The sequence below is a fragment of the Nonomuraea sp. NPDC000554 genome, from assembly GCF_040300065.1.
Lineage (GTDB): Bacteria > Actinomycetota > Actinomycetes > Streptosporangiales > Streptosporangiaceae > Nonomuraea.
Window position 1 is genome coordinate 20,434 of sequence record NZ_JBEPDC010000034.1, and the last position, 18,713, is coordinate 39,146.

At 70.7% G+C, this 18,713-nt stretch carries 13 protein-coding genes; 3 read left to right on the forward strand and 10 right to left on the reverse strand.

Annotated features, from left to right (window positions below; translation table 11 throughout):
- Positions 1–4: 4 nt before the first annotated feature.
- From ABT294_RS42660 to ABT294_RS42685, 6 genes are all read right to left on the reverse strand, one after another.
- Entirely contained in the window at positions 5–838 is an 834-nt protein-coding gene (locus ABT294_RS42660; protein ID WP_350812177.1) for a glycosyltransferase family 2 protein, read from the reverse strand.
- A gap of 171 nt (positions 839–1,009) precedes the next feature.
- Positions 1,010–2,137, reverse strand: a complete 1,128-nt coding sequence (locus ABT294_RS42665; RefSeq protein WP_350812178.1) for a GNAT family N-acetyltransferase — start codon at positions 2,135–2,137, stop codon at positions 1,010–1,012.
- The gene (locus ABT294_RS42670) at positions 2,134–2,502 is read right to left on the reverse strand and encodes a hypothetical protein (protein WP_350812179.1); all 369 of its coding nucleotides are present in this window, start codon (positions 2,500–2,502) and stop codon (positions 2,134–2,136) included. Before ABT294_RS42670 ends, ABT294_RS42665 begins: the two co-directional genes overlap by 4 nt.
- A gap of 302 nt (positions 2,503–2,804) precedes the next feature.
- The gene (locus ABT294_RS42675; RefSeq protein ID WP_350812180.1) at positions 2,805–4,319 is read right to left on the reverse strand and encodes an RNA polymerase sigma factor; all 1,515 of its coding nucleotides are present in this window, start codon (positions 4,317–4,319) and stop codon (positions 2,805–2,807) included.
- Between the two features lie 534 nt (positions 4,320–4,853).
- Positions 4,854–6,620 (reverse strand): substrate-binding domain-containing protein, encoded by a 1,767-nt coding sequence (locus ABT294_RS42680; RefSeq protein WP_350812181.1) that lies wholly within the window; start codon positions 6,618–6,620, stop codon positions 4,854–4,856.
- A 133-nt stretch (positions 6,621–6,753) separates the two neighbouring features.
- Positions 6,754–7,389 carry a cation efflux transmembrane domain-containing protein gene (locus ABT294_RS42685; RefSeq protein WP_350812182.1) on the reverse strand — a complete coding sequence of 212 codons (636 nt, stop codon included), beginning with the start codon at positions 7,387–7,389 and terminating at the stop codon, positions 6,754–6,756.
- A gap of 141 nt (positions 7,390–7,530) precedes the next feature.
- Between ABT294_RS42685 and ABT294_RS42690 the strand changes: the two genes are divergently transcribed.
- From ABT294_RS42690 to ABT294_RS42700, 3 genes are all read left to right on the forward strand, one after another.
- The gene (locus ABT294_RS42690) at positions 7,531–8,307 is read left to right on the forward strand and encodes a DUF4184 family protein (protein WP_350812183.1); all 777 of its coding nucleotides are present in this window, start codon (positions 7,531–7,533) and stop codon (positions 8,305–8,307) included.
- Complete coding sequence (locus ABT294_RS42695; protein ID WP_350812184.1) at positions 8,300–9,136, forward strand: TrmH family RNA methyltransferase; 837 nt, start codon at positions 8,300–8,302, stop codon at positions 9,134–9,136. The genes ABT294_RS42690 and ABT294_RS42695 overlap by 8 nt, the downstream gene beginning before the upstream one ends.
- 286 nt (positions 9,137–9,422) lie before the next feature.
- On the forward strand, positions 9,423–11,972 hold the full coding sequence (locus ABT294_RS42700; RefSeq protein ID WP_350812185.1) for a M4 family metallopeptidase: 2,550 nt from the start codon (positions 9,423–9,425) through the stop codon (positions 11,970–11,972).
- 25 nt (positions 11,973–11,997) lie between these two features.
- On the opposite strand, the gene ABT294_RS42705 is transcribed toward ABT294_RS42700, so the two are convergent.
- The 4 genes from ABT294_RS42705 to ABT294_RS42720 form a co-directional block, all read right to left on the reverse strand.
- Positions 11,998–14,880 carry an ATP-binding protein gene (locus ABT294_RS42705; RefSeq protein ID WP_350812186.1) on the reverse strand — a complete coding sequence of 961 codons (2,883 nt, stop codon included), beginning with the start codon at positions 14,878–14,880 and terminating at the stop codon, positions 11,998–12,000.
- Positions 14,881–15,044: 164 nt separating this feature from the next.
- Positions 15,045–17,396: an ATP-binding protein gene (locus ABT294_RS42710; protein ID WP_350812187.1), complete on the reverse strand. Its 2,352-nt coding sequence runs from the start codon at positions 17,394–17,396 to the stop codon at positions 15,045–15,047.
- A 104-nt stretch (positions 17,397–17,500) separates the two neighbouring features.
- A complete protein-coding gene (locus tag ABT294_RS42715) occupies positions 17,501–17,713 on the reverse strand; it encodes a hypothetical protein (protein ID WP_350812188.1) in 213 nt (70 codons plus the stop codon).
- Positions 17,714–17,941: 228 nt separating this feature from the next.
- Positions 17,942–18,616 (reverse strand): YoaK family protein, encoded by a 675-nt coding sequence (locus tag ABT294_RS42720; RefSeq protein ID WP_350812189.1) that lies wholly within the window; start codon positions 18,614–18,616, stop codon positions 17,942–17,944.
- Positions 18,617–18,713 lie beyond the last annotated feature (97 nt).

Consider the following 18,713-nt stretch of genomic DNA (forward strand, 5'->3'; position numbering starts at 1 on the left):
TCTTTTAAGCGACACCCCGGTCCGCGGCCGGAGCTGCGGCGGGCTTGGGCTGCGGCGCAGAGGGCTGGCGGCGCCACTCGCGCAGGATGGTCTTGAGCACGCGGATGCCGTCGCGCACGGCTCGGAGGTTGCTCTCGCCGTGGATGCGGCACCGCTCGTGGCTCGGCACCTCGTGCACCCTGAGCCCGGCCTTGGCGGCGCGGATGTTCATCAGGGTCTCGACCTCGAAGCCGTCGCAGTCGAGGTTGAGCACGTCGAGGTGACGGGCCCAGAAGGCGTTGTAGCCGTAGCACAGATCGGTGTACTGGGTGCCGTACATCACGTTCACGATGCCGGTGAGGACCTTGTTGCCGAACCGGCGGTTGAAGGTCAGGTCGTCGCTGCCGCCGCCCGCGGCGTACCGCGAGCCCTTGACGAAGTCGGCGCCGGTGACCAGCGCGCCCACGAACGAGATGATCTCGTGCCCGTCGGTGGAGCCGTCGGCGTCGATCATCACGATGATGTCGCCGGTGCAGGCGGCGAACCCGGCGGCCAGCGCGTCGCCCTTGCCCTTGCCGGTCTGCGTGACGATCTTCACGTTCGGCCGCAGCCGCCTGGCGACCGCCACCGTGTCGTCGACGGAGTTGCCGTCGACGAGCACGATCTCGTCGATCCACTGCGGCAGCGTGGCGAACACGTGCGGGAGGTTCTCCGCCTCGTTCATCGCCGGCACCACGACGCTCACCGTTGGAGAAATGGCCAGGTGAGGCGTGACGGGCGTGAAGCGCTCGATGGGCGGCACAGATCGCAAGGGCGCGACTTGGATCTTGCCGTTGGCCTTGGTTATCTCGGGACTCATGGTTGGGGAAATCCTTCCGGGACCCTTCTCAACGGAGCATCCGCGACCGTCCTGGGTGCTGGGAGGACGGCGGGTGCGGCGAACGCTGCATCAAGGGGTCCAGTGGAGTGGAAATGAGGGTGCTGTGCTGTGCCGGGGGGTGGAGCTTGTGCAGGGGGGTGGCCGGAGCGCTCAGCGCGCTCCCGTCGGTTCTTTGACGACTGCGTTCGCTTGTTCCTGCTGCATGGAAGTGCGCACGCGGCCGAAGCCCTTCAACACGCGGTCGGCCACCTTATAGAGAGACGGCCGATCGGTGACGATGGTTCGGGCTTTGTTGAGAGGTGTTCTGCCCATCCAGTGCACCGCCGCCGTGGCGGACGGTCTGGACACGCGGCCCTCGGCGACGTACAGGACACCGCTCTTGAGCCAGTCCTTGTATTCCTTGCCGCCCTTGCCCATGTCGACCATGTGCAGACCGGCGACAGCCGCCGCCTCGGCCATCTGGAGGTGGTGCACGATGCCCGGGGAGTACCGTGCGAACTCCGTGTCGTAGGCGGGGAACCACCCGACGAGCGTGGTGGCCGTGCGCAGGCCGAAGTGGCCCGCGACGGGCACGTCGCCGGCGTAGAGCATGGTCAGCGCGCCGGAGAAGTCGGTTGACTTCTCGGCGTGCATGAGGTCGATCAGCTCCACGATCCACGGCTGGGCGAACCTGTCGACCCGGCCGGTCCGCCGGTACTGGTCCGATTTCCAGGCCAGCAGCGTGCGCAACTCCTCGGGGTCGGGTGAGTCCCAGGCGAACCGCAGTTCGCCCTGCTCCCTGCCGAGCTTGCGCTCCTTGTAGCGGACCGTCTTCAGGTTCTTCGGCGAGTTGGCCTTCACCTGGTCGAGCCAGGCGTCGAAGCCCTGGGTGAAGTCCATGACCGGCGCCGGTCGTACGTCGTTCTCGTACGGGGCGAACGTGGGCTGCCCTGCGACGAGGTGGTCGAAGTCGAACACGCTGAGCTTGCAGGCCCGGAGCAGGCCCTTCGCGTCGATCTTCAATCCGGGGACGGAGATCAGCCCGTGGCAGGTGGTCAGGAAGCCGCCGAGCGGCTTGCCGATGCCGAAGCTGTGCCGCTCGAACGGGAAGAAGCCGGCGATGGCGCGGCCGTCGTGGATGACCGCGACCCTCACGTAGTCGCGCAGACGGTCCATCGCGACCGCGAACTCGACCGACAGGAACGGGTTGTCGAGGCTGGGATCGGCCTTCTGCAGCTCACGCCATCGAACGCGCTCGGACTCTCCGAGCTCTCCCGGGCGAACCACTGTGATGTTCACCTTGCCCTGGCCCCCTGTTCGGTCTGCATGCTCTTCCCCCGGTACAACACGCGAAGCACGTACATGAACCCTCCGAGCACGGCGACCGTCGCCACGCCGGCCCTCGGTGACCAAGCGTTGAATTGGAGCATGGCTTGGGCAAGGAGCACGTTCAGCACGAGACTTGCCGCGGCTCCTACTGATAGTGCGGCAAGTGGGTCACGATCTCGCAACAGTCCTACGACCGCGGCGCCGGGAACGACGAGGAGGAACAGAGAGATCAGGAATGGGCGCAGCGGGGTCTGGATGTCGAACAGCGCGATCACTGCTCCCGCGACGCACGCGAGCGCGAGCAGCCACGTAAGCAATCTGCGGTGTTTGAGCATCTGTTATCTCTCTCCCCGAGCTCCTGGCCGAACGTCGGCGCGACTGATCGCATAATCATGGGACCAATCCACCTCTGAAGGCGTCAATGCCGACGCTTGACGACGCGCTCCGGTTTACCGGCAGGTCAAAGTTTCTTGTGTGTTCTTCAACACACAGGCAAAGGCAATCCCCGGATCCCGGCGCGGTCCCCAAGCACACCAGGATGCCCTATCTCGCATAGGATCTTCGAGCTAAGACGTGATATATCCCCATTTGTCACAAAAGTGTACCCGTGAAACACGATCTACCTGAACGTGACCCCTCAGTTGTCAAGGGCCTCCGTTCGGGTGCTGGCGATCGACGCGGGTTCGGTGGTGGACTCGCTGGGTTGCGGGGTCGGGGTCGCGGAATCCGTCGGAGGTTCCGAGGTCGGCGGTTGATCCCCCTGCCAGGAGAGCGAGCAGCTCGCGCGGCCTCCGTTCGAGCTGAACGAGACCCTGCCGCTGCCCGCCGACCCGGGGTCGTCCACCGTCACCCAGATCGCCACCGAGCCGCCCGCCTTGATGGAGCCGCTCGCCGGGAACACGACCAGGCCCTGGGTGGAGGCGGCGTTCCAGGTGACGGCGGCGTTGCGGGCCCGCAGCCCGACCTTGGCCACGCCGTCGATCCCGGCGGGGCAGGACGCGGCGAGCCTGGCGCCCGGCGCGGCCTGCCGGCGGGTGGTCGTGGGGACCGCGGCCGGCCTGGTGGTCGAGACCTTGATGGCGGGCCGCGCGGACGGCGCATTCGTGGCCGCGGACTTCGGCGTGGGCGTGGGCGTGGGCGTCGGGGTCGGCTCCGCGTCGGTCTCCAGCACGGGCTCGGGGGACGGACTGGCCGGATCCGCCTCGGGAGTCGAGGGGACGGGGACGGCGCGGAACGCGCTCTCGACGCTGTCACGGCCGTTCAGCAGCGCCATCGCGGCCGTCGCCGCCACCACGCACACCCCCGCCAGCACCACCGGCGCCAGCCTGCGCGGCCTGCGACGGCGGGAGCGGCGCTCGACGGCGACGGGGAAGCCGGTCCTGTCGAAGCTGTCGCCCCGGTCGGTGATCAGCGTGCGGGTCTGGTCACGCTCCGGGTTGACGCAGGTGTCGATCACCCGGCGGCGCAGCGACAGCGGCGGAAACTCCACCGGCACCATGTCGAGCAGCCGCCCGGCCGCCACCCGCTGGTGCCGCCCCTCCGTGCACACCTCGCACCCGCTGATGTGCCCGGACACCCTCCGCCGCAGCAGCGGAGTGAGCGGCCCCTGCCAGGAGTCCAGCATCGCCGACAGGTCGGGACAGTGCGCCCGGCCCGTCCTGGCCAGCACCACGGCCGCGGCGGCGTTCTCCAACTGGTCGCGCGCCCTGCCCAGCCGGGACGCGGCCTGCCGCGAGGTCAGCCCCAGCACGGCCCCCGCCTCGCCGGGCGTCAGCCCGTGCCGCACCGACAGTTCCAGCACCTCGCGCTCGTTCCTGCTCAGCTCCCCGAGCGTCTGCTGGACCAGCTCCGCCAGCTCCGGATCCGCGGGCGCGTCGAGCACGGGCGGCGCGACGTTCTCGCCGCCGCTCCGGTGCGCGAGCCGGGCCATCGCCTGGAACCTGGTCAGCGCGTACAGCCAGGGGCGCAGCCGCCCGTTGTCCCGCAACCGCTCCACGCACCCCTGAGCGGTGACGAGCGCGTCGTGCACTGCGTCGGCCGCGCTGTCCCTGTCGCCGATCAACGTCCAGGCGTAGTCGTACAGCCGCTCGCCGTAGGCGTCGTACAGCTTGGCGGGGGCATCGGTGTCCGCGCGCCGCAACGCCTCCACCACGTGGTGATCGTCACTCCGACCGACGCTCGGCCATCCAGGCACGACAGCCCCTCCCCGACGCTCACCGGCGAACCCCCACGCGTACAGGACGCCGCCTGCGCGGCAGGGGTTGCCGCAGCATGCCCAACAGGCATGACCTGGGAAAAGAGTGGCGGATGTGACAAGGAGTCACAGAAGCGTGGAATGGGCCGCGAACGCGTTGTCACGGCGCCCGGCCCCGCGGGCCTGGAGTGCCATCGATCAGCAGACCCCGGCCACGACCGGCGGGCGGCTCCAGCCACTGCTGGCCGTAAAGGAAGGGTTCTCACCGCGAACGGCGCGCACGCCGCGAACGGCGCGAACGGCGCGCACGCCGCGCACGGCGGCTGCGCCGCGCGCAGAAAGGCTGGGGCGCTAGGGGGACCACACGCCGCGCTCAGAAAGGGCACGCCGCGAACGGCGGCTGCGCTGCGCTCAGAGGGGGCACGCTGCCAACGGCGCGCACGCCGCCCGCAGAAAAGGCGCGCTCCAGCGGTGAGCGGCGAGGAGAATCCGCTACCCGTCGCAGTTGGGGGCGCAGATGCGGCGTTGCATGCCCTGGAGGAAGAAGTCGCGGACCTGGAGCACGTCCTTGGCGATGTACGCCTCCCCGCCCGTGGCCTTGGCGACGGCGTCCATCTGCTGCTTGCCCGCCGCGGCCTCCGGGCCGAAGGCGATCAGCAGGATGCTCACCGGCCGCTTCGGGTTGTACTTCTGCTTGAGGAAGGTCAGGATCTGCTTGTTGCTGACGCCGCCGCCGGGGTCGTCGTTGCCCGCGCCGTCAGTGAGGACCACGATCGTGTTGATCTTGTCCTCCTGGTACGTCTTGGTCATCTCGGTGTAGGCGGCCTTGAGGGTGTCGTTCAGCCCGGTGTCGCCCGTGGCCTTGGCCTGGATGGAGGCGAACTGCCTGGCGAGGGCGTCCTTGCGGAGCACGCCGTGGACCGTCTCGCTGAGCGGGCCCACCGAGACGACCTCGCGCCAGTCCTTGTCCTGGCCGTCGAGGTGGGTGGAGAACGCCCACACGCCGATCTCGGAGTCGGCGGGGAACAGCGCCAGGCCCTCGGTGGCGATCCGGCTGATCGCCTGCATGCGCGTCATGTTCGTCTCGGGGACGGGCAGCGCCATCGTGCCCGAGACGTCGACCAGGGTGAGCAGCCGGGTGCCGAGGTTCAGCCGCGACCAGGTCTGTGCCAGGGCCGACACGGTCTTGACGTCGGGGAGGGGCAGCCCCTTCGGCGCCGTGGACGCGAAGCCCTTGCCCTTCGCCAGCGCTTCGCCCGCCTGGCCGTCGGGGGTGCGGAAGCCTTGATCGCGCAGCGTCCGCTTGGCCGACTCGGTGCTGAGGTCGTGCGTGAAGTCGGTGGCGGCCTTCTGCGTGGCAGGGTCCTTGGTCAGGACCGTGATCGGGTAGTCGAGGCTCAGCGTGCCGTCGGTGGGGTAGAGCGGCACCACCGGCGATTCGGGCTTTTTCGCGTTGTGGGCGTAGATGGTCTGTTCGGACGAGACGCCGATCGGCACCCTGCTGCCGGACCTCACGGTCAGGCTGGCCATCAGCGCGCTCGGGTCGGCGACGAGCTGGCCCGACAGCTCCTTGAACGCGCCCACCAGCGCCTTGTCCTGGCCCGCCTTCTTGGCCGAGCCGGCGGCGGCCAGCAGCGCGGCCATCCCGGCGGAGTTCTTCTGCGGGTCCAGCGCGAGCACCCGGACCTTCTTGCCGGGGCCGTCCGGGTTCGCCACGTTCGCCGCCGCGATCAGCCCGGCCCAGCTCGGCTGCAGGTTCTCGGGCAGCTTCGTGGCCATGGACTTCGCCGCCACGAGCACGACCGGAGAGACCGCGACGGTGCCGGCGGGCGCGGGCACCGCCGGCGTGGCGGCGCGCAGCCTGCTGACGACGAGGCTGGAGTCCGCCACCCAGAAGTCGGCGTTCGCCTTGCCCGCGGCCAGCGCGTTCGCGGTGCGCGACGCGCCCTCCTTGGCCACCGTCACCTCGACGCAGCGACTGTCGATCGAGTGCATGGCCTTGTTGTAGTTGCCGGCGATCTTGTTGAGCGCCGGCTGGATGTCGGGGGTGGCGACGACGCGGAGCGGGAGCTTTCCGGAGGTGCAGTCGTGGTCGCGGGTGAAGATGACGTACGCGGCGACGCCGAGGAGGACGGCGAGCGCGACGGACCCGGCCAGCGGGACGAGCACCCGGCCGCGTCCGCTGCTGGGGCGCTTGCGGGGGGCCGGTTCCTCGGCTCGGTAATCATCATCGAGCTCGTCTGTGCGGTGTCGCCCCACGATGTCCTCTTCGGTGTGTTGAGACCTTCCGGAGACCCTAGCGGGAGAAGCTCCGCAATACTTCGGGAACGATACTCGGTGTAGTCAGTGGTGCAAAACAGCACTTTTGGTGCAGGTATGACGCTGCGTCACGTCAGTGGCAGCATGCGTGACCGCGCCAGGCCCGCGTTCCCTCCCGTACGGACACCGCCGCCAGGGCCACCGCCATCACCGGATCCACCCACCACCAGCCGACCGTGTTGAGCCACAGCCCCGCCAGTACGCCTGCCGCCATCGCGGCGCAAATGAGGTTCTGCGTGCCCTCCCCGGCCGTCGCCGTGGAGCCGAGCCGGTGCCCGAGCCGCCGCTTGACCAGCCCCAGCACCGGCATGCTCAGCATGCTCACGGACGTGACCACGATCCCGAGCACGGTCGGGGCCGGCCGGTGGCCCGCGTCCAGGTCGTGCGCCACGTGGATCACCAGGTAGGGGGCGAGCACCCAGAAGCTCACCGCGACCGCCCGCTGCGCGGTGCGCTCGGCGCCCGGCGACAGCGTCCGCGACCCGGTGAAGCGCCACACCACGATGAGGCTCGCGGCCGCCTCCACGAGCGCCGACAGCCCCCAGCCGATCAGCGCCACCGAATGCGCCGACAGCCCCGCCGCCAGCCCCAGCGTGCTCTCCACCGCCAGCCATACAAGAGTGGCGACCGAGAGGGAGCGGGCCACGCCGGCGGCGCGCAGCCATGCGGCCGACGCGGCCGGATGCGGATGAACCCGCTGGTCAGCCATCTTTGCCCCCCCGAACTGCCCGCTTTCGGCCGTCGACCGCGAGACGTAACGTATCCATTACTGACAGTAACTTTAGGGCTTGGGTGTAAAGATCGTGCAAGCTTCGCCGGGTAACGTTCCATCGATCAGGGAGGGGATTCCGTGCCGTTCACACCCAGTCACATCGCCGCGATCCTGCCGCTGGTGTCCTCGCCGCGCATGCGCAAACTGGCGGATCCCTGGGCCCTGGCGGTCGGTGCGATGGTGCCGGACCTGCCGATCTTCTTCCCGTTCCTGCCCGACTACACCGACTGGCACTCCCTCCGCAGCGTCTACACCCTCGACCTGGCGGCGGTCGTGGTCCTCCTGGGCGTCTTCCACGCGTTCTTCAGAGACCCGCTGATCGCCCTGCTGCCGCCCTCGCTCGCGGGCCGCGCCGCGAAGCTGCTGCCGTCGACCCGGATGGAGAGCCTGCTCCCCATCGTGATCGGGGCGGTGGTCGGCGCGGCCAGCCACGTCCTGTGGGACTCCTTCACGCACCTGCGGGCCGTCGACCACTGGGGAGCCTGGATGGACCACTCCGTCTTCGGCGTGATCAGGCTCTTCCGCCTGCTGCAGTACCTGTCGTCGGTCGTGGGCCTGGCCGTCGTCATCTGGTGGTCCTGGCGCAACCTCACCCGTATGGACGCCGCCGCGGTCCCCGAGCGGCTGCGGATCTCTCCCTGGGTGCGGCGCACGGTGGTCACGGCCGCCACGCTCGGCGTCTTCGCCGGCGCCCTCCTCTGGCCCCTCGTGGACGAACCCAGCCCCGAACTCGGCCTCCCCAGCGTGATCACCAAGGTGGGCGCGGGCACCCTGGTGGGCCTCTGCCTGGTGCTCACCTGCTACGCCACGGTCTGGCAGGTCAATCGCCTCGTGGCAATATCGGAAGGTGCCTGACTACGTAACCGACGCCGCCGACCCCCGCCTCGCCGACTACACCCAGCTGCGGGACGTCGAACTCCGCAAGAGCCTGGAGGCGGAACGCGGCCTGTTCCTCGCGGAGGGCGAGAAGGTCATCCGGCGCGCGATCGCGGCCGGCTACCCGATCAGGTCCGTCCTCACCACCCGGCGCTGGCTCGCGTCCCTGGCGGACGTGCTCGGCGATGCGACGGTGTACGTGGTCAGCGACGACATCATGTCCGGCATCGCGGGTTTCCAGGTGCACAGGGGAGCGCTCGCCTCCATGGAACGCCTCCCGCCCACCTCCGTCGACGCGGTGCTGGAACGCGACCCCCGGCGGATCCTGGAGGTCGCCGAGCAACACACTCGGCGGGTTCTCGTCCTCGAAGACCTGGTTGATCACTCCAACGTTGGCGCGATCTTCAGATGCGCCGCGGCGCTGGGGGTGGACGGCATCATCCTGTCGCCTCGATGCGCTGATCCCCTGTACCGCCGTGCCGTGAAGGTGTCGATGGGGGCGGTCTTCTCGATCCCGTACGCGCGGATGGACGACTGGCATGACGGGCTCGCGCAGTTGCGGGAGGCGGGCTTCCAGATGCTCGCGCTTACGCCTGACCAGACGGCCACACCCATAGATGCTGTCAAGATGACCGACCGGGTGGCGCTGCTGCTCGGCTCGGAGGGTGACGGGTTGTCGTCCCGGTGGCTGGACGAGGCGGACGAGGCTGTCTGCATCCCCATGAGCGCTACGGCGATGGAGGCGGGGGTGGACTCGCTGAACGTGGTGGCCGCCGCCGCGATCGCCTGCCACGGCCTGATGCGCTGATCTCGTACGCCCGGCCGGACGACGCGCCTGCCGGCCTCACGAGCGTGGTGGCCGTCGGTGAGGAGCTGTGACCAGCGCGAACCGAAACATCGGTATGCCTACCGATGCACATACGGATGTGCAGGCCTGAGCGCAGCGCCTAGCGTCTGGCGGCAGCAAGGTGAAACGGCATGCTCACCCGCCCCCCTTTCCCGGTCGACCCCGCGGCCCAGGCGATCCCTGCGGCGCGGTGGCCGGCGTGCGCGCACGCCGCGGTGCCCGGGAAACGCCGAAAGGAGCACGACCCGTGAAACGCACCGCCTTAGCCGCCGCGGCCGTGGGACTCGCCACGGCCGCGGCGATGGGCCTCTCCGCTCTCCCCGCGCACGCCGCCCCACCCGGAGCCAACAAGGACGAATCCGGCGCACAGGCACGAGCGTCGGCCGACCCGGCCTCGCTCGCGGCGGCTGTCGCCGACAAGGCCGTCGCCAGCGGGCTTGACAAGCTGGCCAAGGGACCTGACGAGGCGTACCGCCGGGTGTCGGTCACCCGCGGCACCAGCGACATGTACTTCGTCGGCTACGAGCGCACCTACAAGGGACTGCCGGTGGTCGGCGGGGACGCGGTCGTCGTCACCGACTCGGCGGGCCGCGTCCGTGACACCGTCGCAGCGGCCGGGCCGAACAGCCAGGACGTGCAGACCGAGGCCAGGATCAGCGCGGAGCAGGCCACCGAGGTGGCGAAGGGCCGGCTCTCGCGCGTCGACGACTCCGCCGCCCCGCGCCTGGTGGTGCTCGCCTGGGGCGCGAAGCCCAGGCTGACCTGGGAGGCCGTCGTCAGCGGCCTGGCCAAGGGCAAGCCGAGCATCCAGCACGTGTTCGTGGACGCCCGCACCGGCAAGATCGCCGACTCCTACGACGACGTGCGCGAGGGCAGCGGCAACAGCTACTACTACGGGCAGGTCACCATCAACACGAGCGGCTCCGGCAGCTCGTACTCGATGACCGACTCGACCAGGCCCGGCATCCAGTGCGGCGGGCAGGGCGGCACCGCCTACACCGGCCCCGACGACGCGTGGGGCAACGGCCAGGGCACCAACCTGGAGACTGCCTGCGTCGACGCGCTCTACTCCGTCCAGCGCGAGTGGGACATGCTGCGTGACTGGCTCGGCCGTAACGGCATCGACGGCAGCGGCAGGGGCTTCGGCGCGCGCGTCGGCCTCAGCGACGTCAACGCCTACTGGAACGGCAGCTACACCAACTTCGGCCACAACCAGGCCAACGACCGGCAGGCCACCAACATCGACGTGGTGGCGCACGAGTTCGGGCACGCCATCTTCCAGACCACGCCCGGCGGGGCCGGTTCCGGCAACGAGAACGGCGGCATCAACGAGGGCACCGGTGACATCTTCGGCGCCCTCACCGAGCACTACGCCAACAACCCCAACGACCCGCCGGACTACCTCGTCGGCGAGGAGGTGGACCTCGTCGGCCAAGGGCCGATCCGCAACATGTACAACCCGAGCGCGCTCGGCGACCCGAACTGCTGGTCCTCCTCGATCCCCAACACCGAGGTGCACGCGGCGGCCGGTCCGCTGAACCACTGGTTCTACCTGCTGGCCGAGGGCAGCAACCCCGGTGGCGGCAAGCCGTCCAGCCCGATCTGCTCCGGCGGTCCGGCGTCGGTGACCGGCGTCGGCGTGCAGAAGGCCGGCCAGATCTACCTGGGCGCCCTGAACCGCAAGACCTCGTCCTGGCGCTACACCAACGCCCGCGCGGCCTCCGTCGCGGCCGCGATCGAGCTGTTCGGCGCCAACAGTGCCGAGTGCAACACCACCAAGGCGGCGTGGAGCGCGGTGAGCGTGGCGGCGCAGTCGGGCGAGCCTGCCTGCGGCACCTCGACCAACGACTTCGCGCTCTCGCTCAACCCGTCGACCGGCAGTGGGCAGCCTGGGCAGCAGGTGACCGCCACGGTCAACACCCAGACCACGTCCGGTAGCGCCCAGACGGTCAACCTGACCGCGTCCGGGCTGCCCAGCGGCGTCACGGCGAGCTTCAACCCGTCGTCGGTCACCTCCGGCAACTCCTCCGCCCTGACCCTGTCCATCGGCTCCTCGGCGGCGCAGGGCACCTACCAGATCACCGTCACCGGCACGGGGTCGCTCACGCACACCGCGATCTTCACTCTCCAGGTCGGCGGCACCTCGACGCGTGACTTCTCGATCTCGGCCAGCCCGGCGTCCGGCACGGTGCAGGCCGGCTCCGCGGCCACCACCACGATCCGCACCACCACGACGTCCGGCACCGCGCAGGCCGTGAACCTGGCCGCGAGCGGCCTCCCCACGGGTGCCACGGCCGCCTTCAACCCGGCCTCGGTGACCTCGGGCGGCACGTCCACCCTGACGATCTCGACCGCGCCGACCACGCCCGCCGGCTCGTACAACGTGACCGTGACCGGCACCGGCGAGACGGCGACGCACACCACGACCTACGCGCTCACGGTGCAGGGCACCTCGGGCGGCAGGACGTTCACCAACGGCACCGACTACGCCATCAACGACTACAGCACCGTGCAGAGCCCGATCACCTCCACGGCGACGGGCTCGGCGGTCTCGCCGGTCAAGCTGTCGGTCACCATCAACCACACCTGCGCGGAGGATCTCGACATCTGGCTCCGCGGGCCGAACGGCCAGTGGTACGCGGTCGACAGGTACGGCGGCACCAGCTGCACCTCGTACGGCACCAGGACGTACTCGGTCCCGGTGAGCCAGCAGGCTGCGGGCACCTGGGTGCTCGAGGTCAGCGACGTCTACGCGGGTGACACCGGTCGCCTGGACACCTGGAGCATCACCGTCTGACACACGGCACCACAGCCCCGGCCGGTCATCCGGCCGGGGCTTCGCTCCATGGAGGGGGAGGCACCTCGTTGCGGGTGCGGACGCCGAGTTTCTGCAGCACCCGCGCCACGTGCGTGTCGACCGTACGGCGCGACAGGAACAGCACCTCGGCGATCTCCCTGTTGGTCTGGCCGAGCGCGACCAGCCTGGCCACCTCGCTCTCCCTCGGCGACAGCACCCCGCGGGCCTTCCTGCCCCCGCGCGGCCGGCTGTCCGCGCCGATCTCCCGCAGCAGATGGCGGCAGCGTGCCGCGTCGTGGGTGGCGCCGAGCACGGTGTACCGCTCGCCCGCGTGGGCGATGATCTCCGCCGCGGTCTCCCTGTCGCCGAGTTCGAGTCGCGCGCCCGCCTCGGCCTCCGCCGCCCGCGCCGCCCCGTACGGCCTCGGCATCGCCTCGTAGGCGGCGCGGGCCCGGCCGTGGCGGCGGGCGGCCTCCTCGAAGCGGCCCTCCGCTGCGGCCAGCGCTCCGCGTGCCGACTCCAGCGCAGCCTCGGCCGCCGGCGCGGTCGTGCCCTCGATGCCCGCCGCGAACTCGGCCACCAGCTCGGCGGCCTGGCCGGGGTGCCCGGCCCTGAGCAGCGCGGTGACGGCCGCCGGCACCACCTGCTCGCCCCACACCCATACGCCCTTGCGTCGCAGCCTGGTGACCGCGCTGTCGGCCTCCGACAGCGCGGCGTCCACGGAGTCGCGGATCAGGTGTAACTCGACCAGCCCGCCGGAGGCGGCGGCGGCGACCGGGAGGAAGGCCGAGTCCGGGTCGCGCGGGCCGGCCGCCTCCAGGCGTTCCCCGGCCTCCTCCCACTCGCCCCTGGCCAACGCCAGCATGCCGAGGACCAGCGGGGCGTCCACGCCGAGCAGCGGCGTTTCGGGGGTCATCTCGACCACCGCGGCCGCCCGCTCCCGAAGGCCGTCCCAGCGCCCGGTCAGCCAGTCGAGTCTGATCGACGAGACCTCCACCAGGTAGGCGGGGTACAGGGCGCCGGACTCCTCGGCGATCCGCCTGCCCTCGCTGGCGAACCGGTCGGCCGGGCCGTAGTGGCCGAGCGCGGTCGCCGCGTCGCACAGGTTGGAGTAGGCGCGCGCGACCTGCCTGCGCACCGCCGCCGACGGGTCGTTCACGGGGAGCGTGTCGGCCAGCGCGAAGGCGTCGGGTGAGCCCACGAGCATGGCGAAGGTGACCCTGTTGGCGTACACCGTGGCCGTCAGCTCGCGGTCCTCGTCGGCGACGGCGACGAGGAGGCTCTCGGCCTGGTCCATCCACTTCTTGTGGGTGGCGATCGGCTCGCGGCCCCAGGTCGGCATCGCCAGCAGGGCCAGCCCTCTGGCGGCGATGCCGGGCCTGCCGTCCAGGTCGGGGAGCGCGGCGAGGACCTCCTGGCGTCCCGCCGCGATGGCACCCGCCTGGTTGGACAGCAGCACGCCCAAGTTCAGCCTGGCCTCCCCGCGGACCTCCCTGGACAGAAAGTCGTCCGACAGCAGGTGACGGAGCATCCGCACGGCACGCCGGTGGGAGAGCCCGATCGCCGCGAGCCGGCTGAGCTGGAGGGCCAGCGGGCCGCGGGCGTCGCGCGGCAGCTTGGGGTCCGCCAGCATGCCCTCCAGCAGCTCGACCGCGAGCGGGACGTCGCCCAGCGCCGCCGCCTGGTCCGCGGCGGCGCCGCCGTACCGCCGCCACGCCTCGTACTCGCCCGCGCGCCTGGCGTGGTAGGCGAGCTGCACCAGGGGCGGCGGGTCCAGCGCGGCGAGCGCCGGCATGGCCCGCCTGTGGGTGAGCCGCCTGTCGGGGCCGGGGATCGCGTCGTAGACGGCCTGCTGGGCGAGCGCGTGGCGGAACCCGTAATGGCTGTCGGGGTGCTCCATCAGGACGCCCGCCTTGAGCGCCTCGCGCAGGCCCGACCTGGAGGGGGCGGCGATGCCGGAGACGGCGGCGATCAGCGGTTCGTCGGCGGGCAGCTTGAGCACGGCGGCGGCGTGCACCGCGTGCAGCGCGGCCGGCGACAGCCCTGCGAGCTGCTCCGCCATCGCCTCGCGGAGGAGCAGCGGCACCGCGACGCGGTCGAGCGCCTCCGGCTCCTCCACACCGCCGGGGAACTGGCCGTCGCCGTCGAGCAGCGAGCGGACGACCTCCTCGATGAGGAACGGCACACCGGCGGTCCGCTCGCGCAGCCGGGCGGCGAAGCGCTCCGTTACCTGGGAGCGGCCGAGCAGCGCGCTGGTCAGCGTTCTGACGGACTCGACGTCCAACGGCTTGAGCGAGATCACCAGGCTGTTGGCGCCCGGCGGATGCCGGTAGGCGTGGCCCAACGGCAGCCCGGGCACGGGCAGGTCCTCGCGCCGGAAGGTCACCACGAGCGCCAGGCCCTCGGGCGGGTGGTCGGTGAGGAACCGCAGCAGGTCCCGGGTGCCGTCGTCGGCCCAGTGCAGGTCCTCTACGACCAGCACGGCGGGCGCCACGGCGTCCAGCAGCGCGCGGACCGCTCGGAACAGGCGGTGCCGCTCGGCTCGCGGGTCGTCGACCGGCGGTGGCGGTGGTGACGGCGGCAGGTGCCCGGCCAGTTCGGGGAGGTAGCCGCGCAGTGCCCCGGTCACCGGGTTGAGCGCCTCCGTCGCGGGCAGGGCGGCGGCGACGTGGCGCAGCGCGTCGAACACCGGGCCGTACGGGAACGGCTCCCTGAGCTGGTGGCAGTGGCCGAGCAGCACGGTGCGCCCGCCGTCGCGCAGGACGTCGATGGCCGCCCGCACCAGCCGAGTCTTGCCGATCCCCGCCTCGCCCTCCACCAGGGCCACGGCGGGCGGTTGGGTGACCGCGTCGAGGAGCGCTCGCAACTGCGCTTCACGTCCGACCATGGGACTGGCGACACTCGTCATCGGCGTCTCCGAGAGTCCGGGTTTGCTGCCCGTGCCGGAATACCGTTATCTACTACCAGTCATCTACGGTCAAGCCTCACTTTACCGACATGCCACTCTGTAATGCTTCAAAGCGGACGCGCGGGCGCCGTGCTGGGATCATCCTGTCGCGTCGGTGCGTGCCGTCACGGCGTTGCGGCGTCCGGCTTGCCTGCGGCCTGGTTCCGCTCTCCGATCCACACCGCGATCTGGGCGCGCGAGGTGAAGCCGAGCTTGCTCAGGATGTGCTCGATGTGCCCCTCAGCGGTGCGCTGGGCGATCACCAGGGTGGCGGCGATCTCCTTGTTGCTCATGCCCTGGGCGACGAGCTGGGCGATCTCGGTCTCCCGCGCGGTCAGCGGCGACGGCTCCCCGGACGGCTCCGCGGGCTCCTGCGGAGCCTCCTCTTCCAGGGCGAGGACGATCGCCTCGTCGATGGAGAGCCTGGCACCCTGTTTGAGCGCGGACTGGAACGCCGACTCCCCCAGAGCGGCCCGGACGCTGGACTCGCACGCGTCGTGGTAGCGCATCAGATAGGCGAAGCTCGCCATGGGCGTGCCCATCTCGCCCCAGATGACCTGGATGGCGCCCAGCAGCCGGCCTGCCCGTTGGAACCGCTTCTCGGTGGCGGCGATCCAGGACAGCACCTCGAGGTTCATGCCGACACCGAGCAGATCGTCGACCGAGCGGTTGTAGCGGAGACTGCCCTCCTCCAGCTCGACCGCCTGGGCGAGGTCGCCCTGGCGCCAGTACTCCAGGCCGAGCGCCAGCTCCCCGCGCGCCCGGTGCCAGCTCTCCCCGTAGGCGTCGCTCACCGCCAGGCACCGCTCCCCGTTCTCGATCGCGGCGGAGGAGTCGCCGGTGAGGGAGTACGCCAGGCAGAGCCGCAGATGCGCCAGCGACTGCCCCAGAGGATCGCCGATGGCCTGGGAACGGGCCGCGGCCTCCTGGTAGTTCGCGATCGCCTTGTCGGTGTCCCCGCGGTAGAGGATGATGCCGCCCCAGAAGATCGCGACGTAGGCGAGCACGCGCTCCAGGCCCAGCCGCTCACCCAGGTCCCGGCTCTCCGCCAGCATCTTCTCGGCGGTGTCGAGCTCGCCCTGGATGATGGCCAGCCAGCCGGCCGCCCACAGCGCCATGGCCCGCCTCTCGCTCGGCTCGGTCTCCGCAGCCAGACCCAGCTCCAGCCAGCGCTGGCCCTCCTTCATGTAGTAGCTCGTGATCCAGTGGTAGGCGAGATCCGTCGCCATCTCCAGGCCCGTACCGGTGTCGCCGGTGGCGAAGCAGTGGTCCAGGGCGGTCCGCATGTTGGAGTGGTCCCGATGGAGCGAGGTGAAGCAGGTGGCCTGATCCGCGCCGAAGCGTCCCACTACCGCCCTCGCCGCGAGGTGCCGGTAGTACTCCCTGTGTCGGTGCCGCATCGCGGATTCCTGACCCGAGTCCTTCAGCCGTTCCCTGCCGTAATGCTGGATCGTGTCGAGCAGCCGGTAGCGCATCGACGGGGTCTGCTCGTCGGTGATCAGGATGGACTTGTCCACCAGCCCGATCACCAGGTCCAGGACCTCCCCTCTGGCGATCCCGTCCCCGGAACAGACCTCCTCGGCCGCCTCAAGATCGAGGCCCCCGGCGAACACCGCGACCCGCGCCCACAGCAGGCGCTCCTGCTCCGTGCACAGCTCGTAGCTCCAGTCGATCAGGGCGCGCAGGGTCCTGTGGCGGGGGAGCACCGCCCGCGAGCCGGCGGTGAGCAGCTGGAAGCGCTCGTCCAGCCGGTCCAGCAACTCGGTGAGCGACAACATCCGCAACCGCACCGCGGCCAGCTCGATCGCCAGTGGTATGCCGTCCAGCCTGCGACAGATCCGCTCGACCGTCTGCTGGTTGTCCTCCGTCACCGCGAACCCGGGAAGGACGGCCGCGACGCGCTCGGCGAACAGGCGGACCGCGTCATAGCGCATCAGGGACTGCGGCGGCAGCGGGCTGTCGTCCCTGTCGGGCAGATTCATCGCGGGCACGGCGAGGACCTGTTCGCCGCTGACGCCCAGCACCTGCCTGCTGGTGGCGAGAACGCGCAGCTCCGGCGCGGCCCGGGTGAGCGTCTCCACCAGCACCGTGCACGCGTGCAACAGGTGCTCGCAGTTGTCCAGGACCAGCAGCATCCGCTTGTCCTTGAGATGGTCGGCGAGGACGTCCAGAGGCGGCCTCGACGACCAGTCGCGCACCTCCAGCGACTCGGCCACGGTCTGGCCCAGCATGCCGGGGTCGTTCAGCGCGGCCAGCTCGACCAGCCGGACGCCGTTCGGGAAGGCCCGCGACACCTCGGCCGCCACCCGCAGCCCGAGCCGCGTCTTGCCGACTCCGCCGGGGCCGGTGAACGTGACGATGCGCGAGTGGGACAGCAGCCGCTTGGCCTCGGCCACCTCGTGCCGACGCCCGACAAAACTGGTCACATCGGCGGGCAACTGGCTCAGATGCGGTCGCCGGGATGTCTGGGATGTCATCGCCGTCATGGAACGTCGTGCGGATCGCCGCGCATGAATATATGACCCGACAAAATCCAGGCTATGCCTACAGGTCGATGGAGTGGACGCCCGGCCCCGTTTCCTCAGAGCGTCGATTCGCTGAGGTGCTCGTGCAGTGCCGGAAGGAGGTCCTCGGTGGTGGCGATGGCGAGCTGCCAGGTGACGTCCTCCCCGGCAGGCGTCGCCTGGGAGATGTCGACGGAGGTGGCCAGCCCCGACAGGAGGAGGCGCTGGGTCAGCTCGACAGCCTTGTCGTGACCCACGACCGTCGTACGGACCTCGATGATCTCCGCCATGCAGCCATCCTCGGTTGGGGGGAGATCAACTGTAGCGATGCGACCGCCCGCGGAACCCGGGATTTGCGGCGGCCGAGCACCGTAATCCCTGGGGCTGGGGGTAAGCGGTTGCCGCGCCCACCCCCGGGCTTCTCGAGGACGGCGGCCACCGCCGGGGCCCTGGGGTGAGACATCGTCTGGGAGGTGGCCCCTCTGGCGGGCCCGCCCATCGACGACAGACGGAGGTCGTCAGCGGGGGCGTGCGGCTGACGGGGTGGGCGGTTTGGGGAGGATCGTGTAGGCCAGCGTGACCAGGATCTCGACGGCCGTCGCCACCAGCAGCGCGACGGCCGGGCCGGTGCGCGGCACGAGCCAGGCGCCGGCGGTCGCGCCCGCCAGGAAGACGACGATCGCGCCGAGCCTGCGGGCGGCCCCCGCGCTGTCGCCGCCCGCCAGCGACGAGGTCGCGCCGAGCCAGGCGAGGGTGCTCGTGATCACCGTGGTGGTGATGTCCGACACCCCCGCCAGGCGGACGGTCGCGGTGCGCATCCCCATGGCCAGGCCCAGGGCCGCGATGATCGGGTACTGGGCGCGGGCGTCGGCGAACGCGACGGCGGTGGCCGCCGCCAGCAGCGCGGACTCGGCCAGCAGCGAGATCAGCAGCCACCGGTGGTGGAGCGCCTTGGCCAGGCGTCCGGAGACGATGGCCCCGGCGGCGAAGGCCACCAGCGCGACCAGGCAGCCGAGCGTGCTGAAGTCGGGCGTGCCGCCGATGGCCAAGCCCAGGATCACGGTGTTCCCGGTCATGTTGGCGACGAAGACGTGCCCGAGGCTCAGATAGGCGATCGCGTCCACCATCCCGCTGACCGTCGTGAGCCCCAGCAGGAGCAGCGAGTCCGCGATCCGGCCCGGATTGCGCGTCACGCCGGCCATGCTCGCCGACCCGCCCGACGCCCAACCACCCCGACATGGCCGGATTGCCGGGATCTTTACGCGCCCGGGATCCGTGGCAGGTCAGGTC

What these genes read in the sequence shown, in the direction of transcription:
- ABT294_RS42705 (WP_350812186.1), bottom strand. Translation starts at nt 14,880, where the DNA reads ATGACGAGTGTCGCCAGTCCCATGGTCGGACGTGAAGCGCAGTTGCGA.
- ABT294_RS42710 (WP_350812187.1), bottom strand. Translation starts at nt 17,396, where the DNA reads ATGACATCCCAGACATCCCGGCGACCGCATCTGAGCCAGTTGCCCGCC.
- ABT294_RS42685 (WP_350812182.1), bottom strand. Translation starts at nt 7,389, where the DNA reads ATGGCTGACCAGCGGGTTCATCCGCATCCGGCCGCGTCGGCCGCATGG.
- ABT294_RS42660 (WP_350812177.1), bottom strand. Translation starts at nt 838, where the DNA reads ATGAGTCCCGAGATAACCAAGGCCAACGGCAAGATCCAAGTCGCGCCC.
- ABT294_RS42670 (WP_350812179.1), bottom strand. Translation starts at nt 2,502, where the DNA reads ATGCTCAAACACCGCAGATTGCTTACGTGGCTGCTCGCGCTCGCGTGC.
- ABT294_RS42715 (WP_350812188.1), bottom strand. Translation starts at nt 17,713, where the DNA reads ATGGCGGAGATCATCGAGGTCCGTACGACGGTCGTGGGTCACGACAAG.